Origin of the sequence: Curtobacterium sp. A7_M15 (assembly GCF_030705415.1) — a bacterium.
In the GTDB taxonomy this organism is placed as follows: Bacteria; Actinomycetota; Actinomycetes; order Actinomycetales; family Microbacteriaceae; genus Curtobacterium.
Map to the genome: position 1 here is coordinate 1 of NZ_JAUZED010000080.1, position 16,637 is coordinate 16,637.

The window sequence follows — 16,637 nt, forward strand, 5'->3', positions numbered from 1 at the left end:
GTCATCGCTCCCGCGCCCGGCGGTGGGGCCGGGCGTCCGCGTCCGCGCCCGCTCGCGCACCGGGCGGCGGACGGACGAACGGCCCGCGGCGGGGTCGCCACGGGCCGTTCGGAGCGTCGCGGGGCGGTCAGCGCAGGACGACCACCCCGCGCCCGGTGAAGCGGACGCAGTCGGTCGCGACGTCGGCCTCGCCGAACCGGTAGAGCTCCTCGCCGGTGGCACCGGGCACGGGCACCTCGGCCGCGTCGTCGAGGAAGTTCACCACGACGTGCACCGGCCGGGCGTCCGGGCCGAGCAGCCCGCGCGTCAGCACGAGCCAGCGCCGGTCCTCGCTGAAGCGCACGGCGTTCGCCTCGTAGCGGTGGTCGACGAAGGCCTGATCGGTACGCCGGAGTGCGACGAGCACCCTGTACGCCCGGAGGATCGCCGCGCCGCGCTCCGACTCGACGTTCGACCAGTCGAGCTTCGAGTTCGTGAACGTCGTCGGGTCCTGCGGGTCGGGCACGGCCGACTCGTCCCAGCCGTGTTCGGCGAACTCCTTGATCCGGCCCTCGGCGGTGGCCTTGCCGAGCTCGGGTTCGGGGTGCGACGTGAAGAACTGCCACGGGGTCGAGGCCGCGAACTCCTCGCCCATGAAGAGCATCGGCGTGAAGGGGCCGAGCAACGTCAGGGCTGCTGCGATCACCAGTCCCTCGTCGCTCACGGTCGCCGCCAGACGGTCGCCCGTGGCACGGTTGCCGATCTGGTCGTGGTTCTGGTTCGCCACGACGAGCGCCGTCGTCGGTGAGGTCCCGCGGTCGATCGGTCGCCCGTGCCGCTTCCGCCGGAACGACGACCACGTGCCGTCGTGGAAGAACCCGTGCTCGAGGACCTTCGCCAGCGCGGAGAGCGGTGCGAAGTCGGCGTAGTAGCCGTTCGTCTCACCGGTCAGCGCGACGTGGACCGCGTGGTGGAAATCGTCCGACCACTGCCCGGCGAGCCCGTAGCCCGACGCCTCTCGTGGGCGGAACATGACCGGGTCGTTGAGGTCGGACTCCGCGACGAGCGAGAGCGGTCGCCCGACGAAGGCGGAGTACGCGTCCGTCTCGGAGGCCATCGCCTGCAGCAGGTGCGGCCGGGTGGTGTCCCGCAGGGCGTGCACGGCGTCGAGCCGGAGCCCGTCGACGTGGTGGTCGCGGAACCACATCCGCACGTTGTCGAGCACGTACCGACGGACCTCGGGGTGTTCCACGTTCACGGAGTCGCCCCACGTGTTGCCGAGGCCCTCGAGCAGGTACGGCCCGTACAGCGGCAGGTAGTTGCCGCTCGGCCCGAGGTGGTTGTACACGACGTCCTGGATGACCCCGAGGCCGAGCGCGTGCGCACGGTCCACGAAGCGGTCGTAGGCGTCCGGGCCGCCGTACGGGGCGTGCACCGCGAACCAACCGACGCCGTCGTAGCCCCAGTTCCACTCGCCGTTCACCGCGTTGACGGGCAGGAGCTCGACGAACTCCACGCCGAGCTCGACGAGGTGGTCGAGCTTCGCGGCGGCTGCGTCGAGCGTGCCCTCGGGCGTGTACGTACCGACGTGCATCTCGTAGATCACGCCACCGCGTGCCGGACGCCCGGTCCACGCGTCGTCCGTCCACGAGAACCGCTCGGGCTCGACGACCTCGGAGAGGCCGTGCACGCCCTCGGGCTGGAAGCGGCTGCGCGGATCGGGCCGCACGGCGTCGTCGTCGCCGATGCGGAAGCCGTAGCGGGCGCCGACGACCGGAGCGATCGCATCGGTCGTCCACCAGTCGTCGGCTCCGCGCGTGAGCGGGTACTCGGTGCCGTCGACCACGAGGCGCACGCGCTCCGGTGTCGGTGCCCACACGGCGTAGCGGTCGGGTGCGGTCATGCGTGGCCCTCCAGGATGTCGATCTCGGCCTGCGCGTCGGACTCGCCGGCAGGGCCTGCGCCGCTGTCCGCGGGCGCCCCGCTGTCGGCACGGGTCTCCGTGCCGTGGTCCGTCGCCTCGGCCACGTGCGCGGGGACGAGCAGCGCGACGGGGTAGTCGGTGAGCAGGTCGGCGAGCGCGATGCCACGTCCCGCCGGGACACTCCGACCGGTGAGCAGGTCGACGCGGTCCGTGGGCACGGCGTGCACGAGGGTGTCGCCCCATCCGCCGACCCGGTCGAGCCCGATCGGCAGGCGCGTTGCGATCGTGATCGCGCCGCCGCGGTCGAACGCGACGACGTGGTCCGCGGCGCTGCCGGTGGCCTCGAGCGCGAGGTAGCGGGTGAAGAGCTCCGGGTTGTCGCGTCGCACACGGAGCGCACGACTGGTCACCAGGAGCTTCGCGGCCCCGTCGAGCCCGACGACGGGGAGCCGTTCCGGGCCGTCGTCGTCCGGGCCGTCGAGTTCGGCCAGGACGTGCCGCCGCTCGGTGTAGTCCACCGGTCGGCGGTTGTCCGGGTCGACGAGCGACCGGTCCCAGAACTCGGTGCCCTGGTACACGTCCGGCACACCGGGAGCGGTCAGCTGCACGAGCTTCTGCCCGAGGCCGTTCGACCACCCGGCGGCGTCGATCCGTTCGTCGAGCGCATCGAGCACGGCGACCACGGCCGGGTCGTCGAACGCGGCGTCGACGAGCGCGTGCATGCGCTGCTCGAAGTCCTCGTCCGGAGCCGTCCAGGTCGTGCTGTCACCGGCCTCGCGCGAGGCCTTCTCGGCGTAGGCGTGCAGACGCTCCCGGCTGGCGGGACGCGCGCCGACGATCGCCTGCCAGAGCAGGTCGGCCAGCACGGCGTCCTCGAGCGGGGCGAGAGACTGCAGGCGTTCCAGCACGGCGGCCCACTCGTGCCCGAGCTCGGCGAGCACCGCGATGCGTGCGCGGGTGTCCTCGCTGCGCTTGGTGTCGTGGGTCGTGAGGGTCGTCATCGTGTGCGGCCAGCTGCCGAGCCGGTCGCGCTGCGCCTGGTGGAAGTCGCGCACCGACACCGAGAACACGCTCGGGTCGCCGCCGACCTCGCTCAGGGAGGTCAGGCGGGACGTCCGGTAGAACGCGGTGTCCTCGACGCCCTTCGCCATCACCATGCCGCTCGTCTGCTGTAGTCGGATCGCCGCGGCGTTCGCGGGGTCGACCAACGCCGGGGCGATCCGGTCGATGACGTCGTCGAGGTCCGGTCGTGCCGACGCCGCACGCTCGAGGGCGTCGATGAGGTGGTGTGCGCCCTCGGGCAGGTAGGTGCGGTACACGTCGAACGAGGCGACGATCTCGGCCACGGCGTCGACGAGTCGTTCGTGGGGGATCGGTTCGGCGGCGGCACTGCCGGTACCGGGGGCGAGCAGCCGCGCGAGCCGCTCGACCTCGCTCCCGAGGATGCCGTCCGCGATGCCCCGGCGGGTGTCGTGCGTCAGCTGCCGCCAGTCGGTCGGCTCGGACCCGGACGCCGCGGTCAGCGACTCCTCGCCGGCGGGGTCGACGAACACGCGGTCGAGCACCCCGAGGGCGTCGTAGCCGGTGGTGCCGTCGACGGGCCAGCTCGAGGGCAGTTCCTCGCCGGGCTCGAGGATCTTCTCGACGAGCGTGTACGCGCCGCCGGTCAGGCCCGCGAGGTCCTGCAGGTACCCGGCCGGGTCGTACAGCCCGTCGGGGTGGTCGATGCGGAGTCCGTCGACGAGGCCGTCGCGGAACCACGTGCCGATCGTGCCGTGGGACGCCGCGAAGACCTCGGGTTCCTCGACCCGGATCGCCGCGAGCGTGTTCACCGCGAAGAAGCGCCGGTAGTTCAACTCGTGGTCGGCGCGCTTCCAGTGCACGAACTCGTAGTGCTGTCGAGCGTGGACGTCGGCCACCGTGTCGCCGTCGTGGACGGTGCCCGGCGCGGTGGGGTACGCGGTGTCGCCCAGGTACAGCCGGCCGTCACGCAGTTCGACGGCGTCGAGCAGCCGGTCGTCGAGCACGGGGACGCGGAGCTTGCCGTCCCCGGCGTCCCAGTCGACGTCGAACGCCCAGGCGACGGGTGACTCCTGCCCGTGCTCGAGCACGGACCACCACCACGGGTTCACCTCGGGCGTGGCGACACCGACGTGGTTCGGCACGACGTCGACGAGGACGCCCAGGCCGACGGCGTGGGCGGCGTCGGCGAGGGCCCGGAGCGCCTCGTCCCCGCCGCGTTCGGTGTCCACGTGGCCGTGGTCGACGACGTCGTACCCGTGCTGGGACCCGGGCTCGGCCTGGAGGACGGGCGACAGGTAGAGCCAGTCCGCGCCGAGGTCGCGCACGTAGTCGACGACGTCGCGCGCAGCCGTCAGGTCGAAGTCCGGCGTGACCTGCAGCCGGTAGGTCGACGTGGGTACCCGGCGGCCGGTCACTGCTGGCCCCCGCTCGTGGCGGACGGAGCCGTGACACCGGCCGGGTTCACGGGCGTGACGGCGTCCTGCGGAGCCGCCGTGGCCGGTCGTGAGGAGTCGGTGTCGACCGGGGTCACCGTGACCTCGTGCTCGGGCTCGGCGCGCAGCACGATCATGGACCGTGCCGGGACGTCGAGCGGCGTGCCGGCGTCGAGGACCTCGTCGCGGGCGCCGGGCTGGGCGGTGTCGATCCGCACCGTCCACCCGGGGGAGTACTCCTCTGGTGGGAGCGTGAAGGTCACGGTGTCGTCGTGTGCGTTGTAGTACGTGATGAAGGCGACGTCGGTCACTCGCTCACCCCGGGAATCGCGCCCGCGGATGCCGTTGCCGTTGAGGTACATGCCGACGCTCTTGCCGAAGCCGGAGTCCCAGTCCTCGGGCTCCATGGCGTCGCCCGAGGGCGTGAGCCACACGACGTCCGGCAGGGGCTCGTCCTGACCGCGGCGGACCGGACGCCCGTTGAAGTAGCGCGTGCGGCGGAAGGTCGGGTGGTCGTGCCGGAGCTTCACGAGGTCGGCGGTGAACTGGATGAGGTCGTCGTCCGCGGCGTCCCAGTCGATCCAGCTCAGGGCGGAGTCCTGCGCGTAGACGTTGTTGTTGCCGGACTGGGTGCGTCCGAGCTCGTCGCCGTGGGCGATCATCGGCACGCCCTGGCTGAGCAGCAGCGTCGCGAGGAAGTTCCGTCGACGCTGCAGCCGCAGGGCGTTGATCGACTCGTCGTCGGTCGGTCCCTCGGCGCCGGAGTTCCACGACCGGTTGTGGCTCTCGCCGTCGTTGTTGTCCTCGCCGTTGGCCTCGTTGTGCTTCTCGTTGTAGGCGACGAGGTCGTACAGCGTGAAGCCGTCGTGCGCCGTGATGAAGTTGATGCTCGCCTTCGGGGTGCGGCCGTCGTGCTCGTAGAGGTCGGCCGAGCCCGAGATCCGGGACGCGAACTCGCCGAGGGTGGAGGGCTCGCCCCGCCAGAAGTCGCGGACGGTGTCACGGTACTTGCCGTTCCACTCGGACCACTGCGGCGGGAAGTTGCCCACCTGGTAGCCACCGGGTCCGACGTCCCACGGTTCGGCGATGAGCTTCACCTGCGAGACGATCGGGTCCTGCTGCACCAGTTCGAAGAAGGCCGCCAGCCGGTCCACCTCGTAGAACTCACGAGCCAGGGCCGCCGCGAGGTCGAAGCGGAACCCGTCGACGTGCATCTCGGTGACCCAGTAGCGCAGCGAGTCCATGATGAGCTGCAGCGAGTGCGGGTGCCCGACGTTGAGCGAGTTGCCCGTGCCGGTGGTGTCCATGTAGTACCGCTTGTCGTCCTCGACGAGGCGGTAGTAGGCGGCGTTGTCGATGCCGCGGAAGGACAGCGTCGGTCCGAGGTGGTTGCCCTCGGCCGTGTGGTTGTAGACGACGTCGAGGACGACCTCGATGCCGGCGCGGTGCAGCTCGCGCACCATTGCCTTGAACTCCTGCACCTGCTGTCCGTGGTCGCCCGAGGACGAGTAGTGCGAGTGCGGCGCGAAGAACCCGATCGTGTTGTAGCCCCAGTAGTTCGACAGCCCTTTCTCCTGCAGGGTCGAGTCGTTGACGAACTGGTGCACGGGCATGAGCTCGAGCGTCGTGACGCCGAGCCGCTGCAGGTGCGCGATCACGGCCGGGTGCGCGACACCCGCGTAGGTGCCGCGCTGTTCCTCGGGCACGTCGGGGTGGGTCTCGGTGAGGCCCTTGACGTGCGCCTCGTAGATGACCGTCTCGCCGTAGGGGATGCGGGGTGCCCGGTCACCCTGCCAGTCGAAGAACGGGTTGATGACCACGCCCTTCATCATGTGCGGTGCCGAGTCCTGGTCGTCCGTCGAGTCGGGGTCGCCGAACGTGTACGAGAAGAGCGCCTGGTCCCAGTCGATGTCGCCACTGGTCGCCTTGGCGTACGGGTCGAGGAGGAGCTTGTTCGGGTTCGCGCGCAGCCCCTTCTCGGGGGCGTACTCGCCGTGCACCCGGAAGCCGTACTGCTGGCCGGGGCCGACGTTCGGCAGGTACGCGTGCCACACGTACGCATCGACCTCGACGAGGTCGATGCACTGTTCGTTCCCGTCGTCGTCGAAGAGACAGAGCTCCACGCGTTCGGCGACCTCGCTGAAGAGCGCGAAGTTCGTGCCGCTCCCGTCGTAGGTCGCCCCGAGCGGGTACGGGTTGCCGGGCCAGGTGTGCAAACGGTCCTCCAGGTGTGGGTCCCGCCAACATATCGGCGCGAGTCGACCGCGTCCGCAGACAAGCCCCAGCCGTGGAGGGAATGCGCTGGCCGGGCCGCCTGTGGAGGAACGGGCGAGTAGCCTCGCGCGCATGGCCAACATCGTCACGCAGATCGCAGAGAAGGTACGCCCCGTCGGCGTGTCCACGAACTACGGGGAGCCGGTCGAGGTGGGCGACCAGACCCTCATCCCGGTGTCCCTCGGCTGGTTCGGCTTCGGCGGCGGCGGGGACGGCGACGACAACGGTGGTGGCGGCGGCGGTGCCGTCTCCGTCCCGATCGGCGCGTACGTCCGACGCCCCGGCAAGGACCTCGAGTTCGAGCCGAACCTGATCTCCCTCCTCGCGGTGAGCGTCCCGGTCATCTGGGTCACCGGCACCGTCCTGCGCAAACTGGTCCGCGTCCTCAAGAAGTGACCCACTGACGGACTGGAGGCGCGGTGCGGGCCCGCGATGCGCCTCCAGTCCGTCACATGGTCGCGTCGTGTCACGTGGTCGCGACCGCGTCTAGACTGACGGGACACACACGGGAGTCCGGGATCGCCGGGCTGAGAGGGAGCGACTGGCGCTCCGACCGTCGAACCTGATCCGGATCATGCCGGCGCAGGGAGGAGTCCTCGACCATGTCCACAGGCACGTCAACTGCTGTTCCGTCCACGCCCGTCCGGCGCTCCCTGCGCTGGCGGGTCGTCGACATCGTCGTCGCGAGCGTGCTCGCCGTCGCGATCGGTGTCGTCTTCAAGCTCTGGGAGTTCGGCTACGAGCCGATCAGCGCCGTGATGGCACTCGTGCTGCCGGGGACGCAGGCGCTGTTCGGCGGGGTGTGGCTGCTCGCCGGGCCCGTCGTCGCGATCATCGTCCGCAAGCCCGGTGCGGCGCTCTACGCCGAGATGGTCGCCGCCTCGGTCGAGGCGCTCCTCGGGACGCAGTGGGGCTGGCTCACGCTCGAGGCCGGTCTCGTCCAGGGCCTCGGCGCCGAGCTGGTGCTCGCGCTCTTCCTGTACCGCGTGTACCGCCTGCCGGTGGTCATGCTCGCCGGCGCCGCGGCCGGATTGGCCCTCGGGCTGAACGACACGGTGCTCTGGTACCCGGGACTCGACCTCGCGTTCAAGGTCGTGTACGTCATCTCGGCGATCGTCTCCGGTGTGCTGATCGCGGGCCTCGGCTCGTGGCTGCTCGTCCGAGCGCTCGCCGCCACCGGGGTCCTGTCCTCGTTCGCCGCGGGACGCGAACACGCCAGGCGCGGTCCTCGTCCCGTCGCGTGACCGGCAGGGCCGCGCGGATCACCTTCTCCGACTGGGGTTGGCGGTACGCGGAACGCGACGCATGGGCCGTCCGCGGCGTCGACCTGACCGTCGAGCCGGGGGAGCGGGTCGCGATCGTCGGTCCCTCGGGCGCGGGCAAGTCGACGCTCCTGCGGGCGGTCGCGGCGGTGCTCCCGGACGAACCGGACGCCGCCGACGACACCGCGGCCGCCGTCCAGGGGTCGGTCCTCGTCGACGGTGCCGAACCGCGGGCCGCCCGCGGACGCGTCGGGCTCGTCATGCAGGACCCCGAGGCGCACACGGTGATGTCCCGCATCGGCGACGACGTTGCCTTCGGCTGCGAGAACACCGGTGTCCTCCGGGACGAGATCTGGCAGCGGGTCCGCGCGGCGCTCGACGTCGTCGGGCTCGACCTGCCGCTCGACCGGTCCACCACGATGCTGTCCGGCGGGCAACGGCAGCGGCTGGCGCTCGCCGGCGTGCTGGCCATGCACCCCGGAGCCCTCGTGCTCGACGAGCCCTGCGCCAACCTCGACCCGGCAGGGGTGGTGCAGGTCCACGACGCGGTGCGGGCGCTGCTCGACTCCACGGGGGCGACCCTGCTCGTCGTCGAGCACCGGATCGGCACCTGGCTGGACCTGGTCGACCGACTCGTGCTGCTGGAGCCGGCCGGGGGTGTCGTCGCCGACGGAGCGCCGGAGCGGGTCCTGGCGGAGCACGGTGCGGCGCTGACGGCAGCCGGCGTCTGGGTCCCGGGGGCCGAGCCGGAGCGGGGTTCGGCCCGCCGGGGCACCCGCGTCCCCGAGCGAGCGGGCGAAATGGGTCGCGGCGAGGGCGGGAGCCCGGACGGATTCCGCCCGCTCGGCGACCGGGACCCGGTGCTGCTCGCGGCGCGCGGGCTCGGGACGGCCCGGGGCAAGCGGCAGCCGGTCGGGAGCGGGATCGACCTCGACGTCCGGGCCGGCCGGGTCCTCGCGGTCACGGGGCCGAACGGCGTCGGCAAGTCGACGCTCGGCCTCACGCTCGCCGGGCTGCTGCGACCCGCCGCGGGTTCCCTCCGCGCATCCACGGTCCTCGCCGACGGCATCGGTGACGCCCCTGCCGCGTGGACGAGCAGACAGCTGGCCGGGCGGATCGGCACGGTGTTCCAGGACCCCGAACACCAGTTCGTCGCCCGCACCGTGCGCGAGGAACTGGCCGTCGGGCCACGGGTGCTCGGCACGACGGACGTCGACGACCGGGTCGACGAGCTCCTCGACGCGTTCGGCCTCCGACACCTCGCCGACGCCAACCCGTTCACGCTCTCCGGTGGCGAGCAGCGGCGGTTGGCGATCGGGACGGTCATCGCCTCCCGGCCGCCCGTCGTCGTGCTCGACGAGCCGACCTCCGGTCAGGACCGGGTGACCTGGCAGGCCGTGGTGGACCGGCTCGGCGAGCTCGCCGACTCCGGCACCGCGATCGTCGCCGTCACGCACGACCGCGACCTCGTCCGTGCGCTCGATGCGGACGAGGTCGTCCTCGGGGCAGCAGGGGCCACGAGGGCGACCGGGGTGGCGGGGGCGACCGGTGTGACGGGGGCAGCCGGGGCGACCACCGTCGGGCCGGTCGCCGACCTGCGCGACCCCGCCACGGAGGTGCAGCGGTGACCGCGCACCAGCCGGCGGCCGGTCTGCCCGGACGAGCCGCGCCTCCTGGACCGCCCGACGGCACCACGCGTGCACGGGGCGTCCGCGGGGTCCAGCCGGTGGCCTCGTTGCTGGGCGTCCTCGCGCTCGGGGTGTGCCTGGTGCTGAGCCTGGACGTCGTGTCCGCGGCGGTCGCGCTCGGTCTCGAGCTCCTGCTCCTCCCGCTCCTGCGGATCCCGCCGCGCACCCTGCTGCTGCGGACCTCGCCGGTGCTGGTCGCGGTGCCGCTCACGGCGCTGAGCATCGCGCTGTACGGGCGGCCCTCCGGGCGGTCCTGGTTCGACCTCGGCTTCGCGCACGTCACCGACGGGTCGCTCGGACTCGCCCTCGCGACGGCGCTCCGTGTCCTGGCGATCGGGCTGCCCGCGGTGGCGTTGTCCGTGCGGGTGGACCCGACCGACCTCGCCGACGGGCTCGCGCAGCTCCTGCGGCTGCCGGCCCGGTTCGTGCTCGGAGCGCTCGCGGCGATCCGGATGATGACGCTCCTCGGGGACGACTGGCGACAGCTCGGCATGGCTCGTCGTGCCCGTGGCGTCGCGGACACCGGACGGCTGCGGCGTGGTGCGTCGATGGCGTTCGCGCTGCTCGTGCTGGCGTTGCGTCGTGCGACGACGCTGGCGGTGGCGATGGAGTCGCGGGGCTTCGGCGCTCCCGGGCGGCGGACGTGGGCGCGGCGCGTGCAGTTCGCGGGGCCCGAATGGGCGATGGTCGGCGTGCTCGTGGGGATCGGGGTCGTGGCGATCGCGGTGGCCGTGGGCGTGGGGACGTGGCGTGCCTGAGATGTGCGGCGAGGGCGGCCCACGCGGCGTTGACGGCCTGCGCAACGCGGACGGCGTGGCCGGTCTCGGAGACTCGCTCGTGGAGGGGCTCGCTGCTGCGGCGGCCGGGGTCGCGACCGCGTCGGGCACGCGACTCGTCGTGCTCGTCGACGGCCGGTCCGGCACCGGGAAGACGACGCTCGGTGGCTCCCTGGCAGACCGGCTCGGCGCGCAGATCGTGCACCTCGACGACGTCTACCCGGGGTGGGACGGGTTGCAGGCCGCCGCGGAGGCCGTGGTGCACGACGTCCTCGGGGAACCCTCCGGGTACCGACGGTGGGACTGGGGGTCGTCGCGCCCGGCGAGATGGGTCGCCGTCGACCCCGAGCAGCCGATCGTGATCGAGGGGTGCGGTGCCCTGTCCGAGGCCTCGGCGCCGCTCGCCTCGTTGCGGGTGTGGCTCGAGGCCGACGACGACACCCGGTGGGAGCGCGCGATCGGGCGCGACGGCGACTCCTTCGCGCGGGAGTGGGACCGGTGGGCGGCGCAGGAGGCGGCGTTCATCGCTGCCGAGCGGCCGGCGGAGCTGGCGGACGTGCTGCTGCGGACGTAGTGCCCGGCGCGGCCCGGCGCGGGCGCGCGCCGAGTTCACGCGCCGAGCGACAGTTCACGGCCGATCGCGCCCGTGATGTGTCGCTCAGCCCGAAACCTCAACCCGAGACCGCACCGGCCCGCGCACCCCGCCGCCGCGCCGCCACCGGGTCCACCGCGAACACCGCCGCCACGATCGACAGCACCGCGTACACACCGAGGTACCCGCACAGGATCCACGGCGAACCCCCACCGAGCTCGACGAACACGGCCGCGAGCAACGGCGTGAGCCCGACCGAGAAGATCGACCCGATCTGGTACCCGAGGCTCATCCCCGAGTAGCGCCGGCCGGTCGGGAACTGCTCGGCGAACCACGCTGCCTGGGGCCCGTAGATGCTGTCGTGGAACACGCACATCCCGATCAGCGCCACGAGCGGCAGCAGGACGAGCGGCCCAGCGTCGAGGAACGCGAAGAACGGCCAGATGAGCACCGCGATCCCCACCGCCGACCAGATCGTCAGCACTCGTCGGCCGACCCGGTCGGACAGCCATCCCCAGAACGGTGTCGACACGAGCGACACCGCCGAGATCACGAGGACCGCCTGCAGTCCGGCCGCCGACCCCGCCTCGCCGCGCTTGGCGAGCAGGTACGTCAGCGAGTAGGTCGTCAGGATCGAGTACAGCGCCGGCTGCACGAGCCGCAGGCCCGCGGTGACCAGGATCGACCGCGGGTGCCGCCGGATCGCCTGCCACACCGGGAACCGTTCGATGTTCCCGGACGCGCGCAGCTCCTGGAACACCGGCGCGTCCTGCACACCGAGTCGGATGACGAGCCCGACGGCGACGATCACCGCCGAGAACAGGAACGGCAGCCGCCAGCCCCACGCCAGGAACGCCTCGTTGCCGAGCAGCGCCCGGACCAGCGTGAAGACGCCGGTCGCGAGGAGCATGCCACCGGCGGACCCCATCTGCGTGAACGCCCCGAACACGCCACGGTGCCGCTCGGGTGCGTGCTCGACGGACAGCAGTGCCGAGCCACCCCACTCGGCTCCGGCCGCGACACCCTGCAGCAGCCGCAGGAACACCAGGGCGACGACCGCGCCGACGCCGATGGTCGCCGCGGACGGGATCACCCCGATGAGCGTCGACGCGATCCCCATCAGCACGAGCGAGGCGACGAGCAGCTTCTTCCGCCCGATCCGGTCGCCGAGGTGGCCGGCGATGATCCCGCCGAGCGGGCGGGCGACGAACCCGACACCGTAGGTCGCGAACGACGCGATGACCCCGACGGCCGGCGTCACCGAGGGGAAGAACGTCGGCGCGAACACGAGCGCGGAGGCCGTCGCGTACAGGTAGAAGTCGTAGTACTCCACGGTCGTCCCGACGAAGGACGCCAGGGCGACGCGACGACGGGTCGCGTTGGTGGACGGGGCGGTGGAACGGACTGGAGGCGCGGCTGCGGTGGTCGAGTTCGGCACCCTCAGGAGCATGGTCGCGTCACGCACCGCGCGGAACACCCCGCGTAACGCAGGGTCACGTCATGTCCTCCCGGGTCACCGCGGCGGGGAACATGGACCCCATGACCGATGCACCGAACCGCCCGCTGCGCTTCGCGGCCTTCGTCATGAACACGACGTCGCACATCCAGCACGGCCTCTGGCGCCACCCCGAGGCGCGCCAAGGGGACTTCGACGACGTCACCCTGTGGACCGACCTGGCGAAGACGCTCGAGCGCGGGAAGTTCGACGCGATGTTCTTCGCGGACGTCGTCGGCACGTACGGGCCCGGACGCGGCGACTACTCGACCAACCTCCGCGAGGGGCTGCAGATCCCGTCGAACGACCCGTCCGTGCTGCTCTCCGCACTCGCCGTGTCGACGGAGCACCTGGGGCTGGCGTTCACCTCGAGCGTCATCCAGTCGCACCCGTTCGACTTCGCGCGCAAGGTCTCGACGCTCGACCACATCACGCGCGGGCGCATCGGCTGGAACGTCGTCACGAGCGCCCTGGACAGCGCGGCCCGGAACTTCGGAGCCGACCGGCTCGAGGAGCACGACGAGCGCTACGTCTGGGCCGAGGAGTACCTCGAGGTCTGCGCGAAGCTCTGGGAGGGCTCGTGGGAGGACGGCGCCGTCCTGAAGGACCCGGTCCTCGGCTACGCGGACCCGTCGAAGGTGCACCGCATCGACCACCACGGGAAGCGCTACGACGTGCAGGGTCCGCACCTCAGCGCGCCGTCGCCGCAGCGGACCCCCGTCCTGTTCCAGGCGGGGTCGTCACCCGCCGGACGGGCCTTCGCCGCCCGGAACGCCGAAGCGCAGTTCATCCTCACCTCGAACCGGGACGCGACCGAGCAGCTCATCCGCGAGACCCGGGACCTGGCCGAGGCCTCCGGCCGTCGGCGGGACGACATCGCCTTCTTCCTCGGCCTGACGTTCGTCACCGGGTCCACCGAGGCCGAGGCGAAGGCGAAGGAGGCGGAGATCGACGAGTACCTCGCGGCCGACGGCTTCCTGGTGCACTCGAACCTCGGCTTCGACCCGGACACCGGCGAACCGCTCGACCCCGACACCCCGCTGTCCGAGGTCCGCACGCACGCCGGGCAGTCGCACCTGCAGTGGCTGCGCGAGGCCGCCGGGGACCGCGAGCCGACCATCGCCGACCTCGCCCGGCTGTCCGCCAAGCTCCGCGCCCGCGTGGTGGGAACGCCCGAGCAGATCGCCGACGAGCTCGCCGACTGGCAGCGCGCCGGGGTCGACGGGGTGAACGTCATCAACTGGACGCTGCCCGGCTCCTACGAGGAGTTCGTCGACCACATCGCGCCGACCCTGCAGGAGCGCGGGCTCATGCAGTCCGAGTACCGCGACGGAACCCTCCGCGAGAAGCTCTTCGGTCACCCGCAGCTGCCCGAGTCGCACCCGGCGAGGCGGTGGCGCGGTTCGTTCACGGGCGGCGCTGCCGGCACCGGCGCGGTCGACGCGCGCGACGCCGTGGAGGTCACCGCATGACCGGCGCGACGGAGATCACCGGGGGTGAGCCGCGCCTCCAGGCCGGACCCGTCGACCGACTGGCGGAACTGCGCGCACGGTTCCAGCCGCTGTTCGACCGCATCCGCGAGGGTGCCGTGGACCGCGAGCTGGCCTCCGGGACGCCGGGCGACCGCTCGCTGCCGCACGACGAGGTCCGGGCGCTCGCCGATGCCGGGTTCGGGCGCCTCCGCGTGCCCGAGGACCGCGGGGGCTTCGGCGTGACGCTCGTCGAGCTCGTGCACCTGGTGGCCGACCTCGCCGCTGCGGACTCGAACATCGCGCACCTGTGGCGCGGGCACTTCGGGTACACCGAGCTGGTGCTCCTCCGGCCGTCGTCGGCCGGACGGGACGAGTGGCTGCAGCGGATCGTCGACGGCGCGATCATCGGGAACGCGACGTCGGAGCGGACCGGGACGACGCTCGCCGACATCTCGACCACGGTGACGCCTGAGGGCGACGCCCTGCGGCTCGACGGCACGAAGTACTACTCGACGGGGACGCTCTACTCGGACTGGATCTACCTCGCGGCGGACCGGGACGGCGACCGGGTCACGTTCGCGGTCCCGACCGATGCCGTCGGGGTGACCTCGATCGACGACTGGGACGGCTTCGGGCAGCGGCTCACGGCGTCCGGCACCACGGTGTTCGACGGCGTGCCGGTCGACCCCTCGGTGGTGTCGGCGTACCGGGACGCTCCGCTCTCCCACATCCAGGCCTTCTACCAGCTGTACCTGTTGGCGGTCCTCGCCGGCATCGGGCAGGCGGTGTCCGACGACGCCGTCGCGTTCGTGCGGCCGAGGACCCGGACGTACATCCACGCGAACGCCGCGCGGCCGGGGGACGACCCGCAGGTGCTCGCCGTGCTCGGTCGTCTGTCGGCCGGGGCGTTCACCGCCCGTTCGCTCGTCGTCGCGGCGGCCGGGCTGCTCGACGGGGTCGTGGCCACGAACGTGCCCGGGGACGGCGTCGACCGCGCACTGCTGGACGCCGCCGAGAACGCGGTTTACCAGGCGCAGATCGAGATCGGGCCTCGGGTGCTCCGGGCGGCGTCCGAGCTGTTCGAGGTGGGCGGGGCCTCGGCGGCTGAGCGCACCAGGGCGCTGGACCGGCACTGGCGGAACGCTCGGGTCGTGGCGTCGCACAACCCGGCGGTCTACAAGGAGCGGCTCGTGGGGGAGTACGCGCTGCACGGGCGTGGGCCGGTGGGTGCGTGGGAGAAGTACCACGAGGTGGGGCCGACGCGGTTCTGATAGGGCGGGGCCGCGCCGCCGGGCCGCGCCGCCGGGCCGCCCCGCCGCGACGAGACTCGGCTCCGCGGACAGTTTCGCGCCCGAAGAGCCACGAAAGTGTCCGTCGGGGCGAGACTCGGCCCGACCCCGGAACTTGCGCGCGCCCGGCTACGCCCAGCCGAGCTCGTGGAGACGCTCGTCGTCGATGCCGTAGAAGTGCCCGATCTCGTGCACGAGCGTGGTGTGCACCTCGTCCTTGAGCTCGTCGAGCGTGTCGCACTCGGCGAGGTGCGGCTTCCGGAACACCACGATCCGGTCCGGGAGCTCGCCGAAACCGTACTGCCCGCGCTCGGTCGCGGCGATGCCGTCGTACACGCCGAAGAGGTCCTCGCCGTTCTCCGGTTCGTCCTCGACGACGAACACCACGTTGTCGAGTCCGTCGACCATCTCGTCGGGCAGCAGGTCGAGTTCGTCGGTCACGAGCTGTTCGAACGCGTCGGCGGACATCTCCATCACGGGTCCGATCGTGGCAGAACAACCTGGCGGAACGACGAAGGCCCCGGTCCAACGGACCGGGGCCTTCGCTCGTGGGGTGAATAACGGGTCTCGAACCCGCGACCTCCTAGACCACAACCAGGCGCTCTACCAACTGAGCTATATCCACCATGTTCACACCGGGCGACCGGCGCGACCACTCAATAGTAGTACATGCCGGGGGCGGGTCGGACCACGAGGGGCGAGCCGCGCCTCCTGGATGCGCCGCAGGCGGTCTGTCCTACTGCGCGAGCCGCGGCTCCCACTTGGCGACGACCTCGTTGGCGACGGCCTTGACGTCGTCCGAGGTCGGGCCGGGCTCGGCGACGAAGCCCGCGCGACGGTAGTACTCGAGCTCGCGGATCGACTCGAGGATGTCCGCGAGGGCCCGGTGCCCGCCGTGCTTCTCGGGAGCGTTGAAGTACACGCGCGGGAACCAGCGGCGGCAGAGTTCCTTGATGCTCGACACGTCGACGCTGCGGTAGTGGAGGTGGCCGTCCACGCGGGGCATGTACTTCGACAGGAACGAGCGGTCGGTGCCGATGGTGTTGCCTGCGAGGGGAGCGGAGCCCTCGGCCGGGACGTGCTCGAGGATGTACTCGAGCACCTGGTACTCGGCGTCCGCGAGGCTCACACCGTTCGGGATCTCCTCGAGCAGGCCCGAGGTCGTGTGCATGTTCGTCACGAACTCGTTCATGTTGTCGAGCGCCGACTGGTCGGGCTTGATCACGATGTCGAAGCCGGGGTGCACGGGGACGAGGTCGAAGTCGGTGATGACCACGGCCACCTCGACGAGTTCGTCGACCTCGAGGTCGAGGCCCGTCATCTCGCAGTCGATCCAGACGAGGCGGTCGTTCGCAGTTGCCATGGTGTCGATCCTATTCCGCGGCGGGGCGGGGGCCGGTGCCGGTCGGGTCGGGTGGGTGGTGGGCGCG

General features: G+C 71.9%; 13 protein-coding genes, 1 tRNA gene and 1 riboswitch. Of the genes, 7 read left to right on the top strand and 7 right to left on the bottom strand.

Translation table 11 applies throughout. The features are described 5' to 3' along the window. Positions 1–127: 127 nt before the first annotated feature. Genes treZ through glgX form a run of 3 tightly spaced genes read right to left on the bottom strand, consistent with a single transcriptional unit; the run spans position 128 to position 6,575 of the window. Positions 128–1,882: a malto-oligosyltrehalose trehalohydrolase gene (treZ, locus tag Q7F20_RS13545; protein WP_305740606.1), complete on the bottom strand. Its 1,755-nt coding sequence runs from the start codon at positions 1,880–1,882 to the stop codon at positions 128–130. Further along, entirely contained in the window at positions 1,879–4,341 is a 2,463-nt protein-coding gene (gene treY / locus Q7F20_RS13550; RefSeq protein WP_305740607.1) for a malto-oligosyltrehalose synthase, read from the bottom strand. The genes treZ and treY overlap by 4 nt, the downstream gene beginning before the upstream one ends. After that, positions 4,338–6,575 (bottom strand): glycogen debranching protein GlgX, encoded by a 2,238-nt coding sequence (glgX, locus tag Q7F20_RS13555; protein WP_305740608.1) that lies wholly within the window; start codon positions 6,573–6,575, stop codon positions 4,338–4,340. The genes treY and glgX overlap by 4 nt, the downstream gene beginning before the upstream one ends. A 130-nt stretch (positions 6,576–6,705) precedes the next feature. Between glgX and Q7F20_RS13560 the strand changes: the two genes are divergently transcribed. From Q7F20_RS13560 to Q7F20_RS13580, 5 genes are all read left to right on the top strand, one after another. Next, the gene (locus tag Q7F20_RS13560; protein ID WP_305740609.1) at positions 6,706–7,029 is read left to right on the top strand and encodes a hypothetical protein; all 324 of its coding nucleotides are present in this window, start codon (positions 6,706–6,708) and stop codon (positions 7,027–7,029) included. A gap of 100 nt (positions 7,030–7,129) precedes the next feature. Beyond that, positions 7,130–7,239, top strand: a riboswitch (TPP riboswitch). After that, positions 7,236–7,877, top strand: coding sequence for an ECF transporter S component (locus Q7F20_RS13565; protein WP_305740610.1), 642 nt, complete (start codon positions 7,236–7,238; stop codon positions 7,875–7,877). (Overlaps the previous riboswitch by 4 nt.) Next, positions 7,874–9,523, top strand: a complete 1,650-nt coding sequence (locus Q7F20_RS13570; RefSeq protein ID WP_305740611.1) for an ABC transporter ATP-binding protein — start codon at positions 7,874–7,876, stop codon at positions 9,521–9,523. The genes Q7F20_RS13565 and Q7F20_RS13570 overlap by 4 nt, the downstream gene beginning before the upstream one ends. After that, positions 9,520–10,341, top strand: coding sequence for an energy-coupling factor transporter transmembrane protein EcfT (locus Q7F20_RS13575; protein WP_305740612.1), 822 nt, complete (start codon positions 9,520–9,522; stop codon positions 10,339–10,341). Before Q7F20_RS13570 ends, Q7F20_RS13575 begins: the two co-directional genes overlap by 4 nt. A 55-nt stretch (positions 10,342–10,396) precedes the next feature. Continuing rightward, positions 10,397–10,933, top strand: coding sequence for an ATP-binding protein (locus Q7F20_RS13580; RefSeq protein WP_305740613.1), 537 nt, complete (start codon positions 10,397–10,399; stop codon positions 10,931–10,933). Positions 10,934–11,030: 97 nt separating this feature from the next. On the opposite strand, the gene Q7F20_RS13585 is transcribed toward Q7F20_RS13580, so the two are convergent. Continuing rightward, the gene (locus Q7F20_RS13585; RefSeq protein ID WP_305740614.1) at positions 11,031–12,389 is read right to left on the bottom strand and encodes an MFS transporter; all 1,359 of its coding nucleotides are present in this window, start codon (positions 12,387–12,389) and stop codon (positions 11,031–11,033) included. 101 nt (positions 12,390–12,490) lie between these two features. On the opposite strand from Q7F20_RS13585, the gene Q7F20_RS13590 reads away from it, so the two are divergent. Both Q7F20_RS13590 and Q7F20_RS13595 read left to right on the top strand, forming a co-directional pair. Continuing rightward, on the top strand, positions 12,491–13,918 hold the full coding sequence (locus Q7F20_RS13590; RefSeq protein ID WP_305740615.1) for an LLM class flavin-dependent oxidoreductase: 1,428 nt from the start codon (positions 12,491–12,493) through the stop codon (positions 13,916–13,918). Continuing rightward, complete coding sequence (locus tag Q7F20_RS13595) at positions 13,915–15,189, top strand: acyl-CoA dehydrogenase family protein (RefSeq protein WP_305740616.1); 1,275 nt, start codon at positions 13,915–13,917, stop codon at positions 15,187–15,189. The genes Q7F20_RS13590 and Q7F20_RS13595 overlap by 4 nt, the downstream gene beginning before the upstream one ends. 147 nt (positions 15,190–15,336) lie before the next feature. On the opposite strand, the gene Q7F20_RS13600 is transcribed toward Q7F20_RS13595, so the two are convergent. The 3 genes from Q7F20_RS13600 to orn form a co-directional block, all read right to left on the bottom strand. Next, on the bottom strand, positions 15,337–15,681 hold the full coding sequence (locus tag Q7F20_RS13600) for a metallopeptidase family protein (RefSeq protein WP_305740618.1): 345 nt from the start codon (positions 15,679–15,681) through the stop codon (positions 15,337–15,339). Between the two features lie 75 nt (positions 15,682–15,756). Next, positions 15,757–15,832: transfer RNA gene (locus Q7F20_RS13605), tRNA-His, on the bottom strand. A 111-nt stretch (positions 15,833–15,943) separates the two neighbouring features. Continuing rightward, positions 15,944–16,570 carry an oligoribonuclease gene (gene orn, locus Q7F20_RS13610; protein ID WP_305740617.1) on the bottom strand — a complete coding sequence of 209 codons (627 nt, stop codon included), beginning with the start codon at positions 16,568–16,570 and terminating at the stop codon, positions 15,944–15,946. Positions 16,571–16,637 lie beyond the last annotated feature (67 nt).

Coding starts and splice junctions, on each gene's coding strand:
- treZ (WP_305740606.1), bottom strand. CDS start 1,882: ATGACCGCACCCGACCGCTACGCCGTGTGGGCACCGACACCGGAGCGC.
- Q7F20_RS13560 (WP_305740609.1), top strand. CDS start 6,706: ATGGCCAACATCGTCACGCAGATCGCAGAGAAGGTACGCCCCGTCGGC.
- Q7F20_RS13565 (WP_305740610.1), top strand. CDS start 7,236: ATGTCCACAGGCACGTCAACTGCTGTTCCGTCCACGCCCGTCCGGCGC.
- Q7F20_RS13590 (WP_305740615.1), top strand. CDS start 12,491: ATGACCGATGCACCGAACCGCCCGCTGCGCTTCGCGGCCTTCGTCATG.
- Q7F20_RS13595 (WP_305740616.1), top strand. CDS start 13,915: ATGACCGGCGCGACGGAGATCACCGGGGGTGAGCCGCGCCTCCAGGCC.
- Q7F20_RS13600 (WP_305740618.1), bottom strand. CDS start 15,681: ATGGAGATGTCCGCCGACGCGTTCGAACAGCTCGTGACCGACGAACTC.
- orn (WP_305740617.1), bottom strand. CDS start 16,570: ATGGCAACTGCGAACGACCGCCTCGTCTGGATCGACTGCGAGATGACG.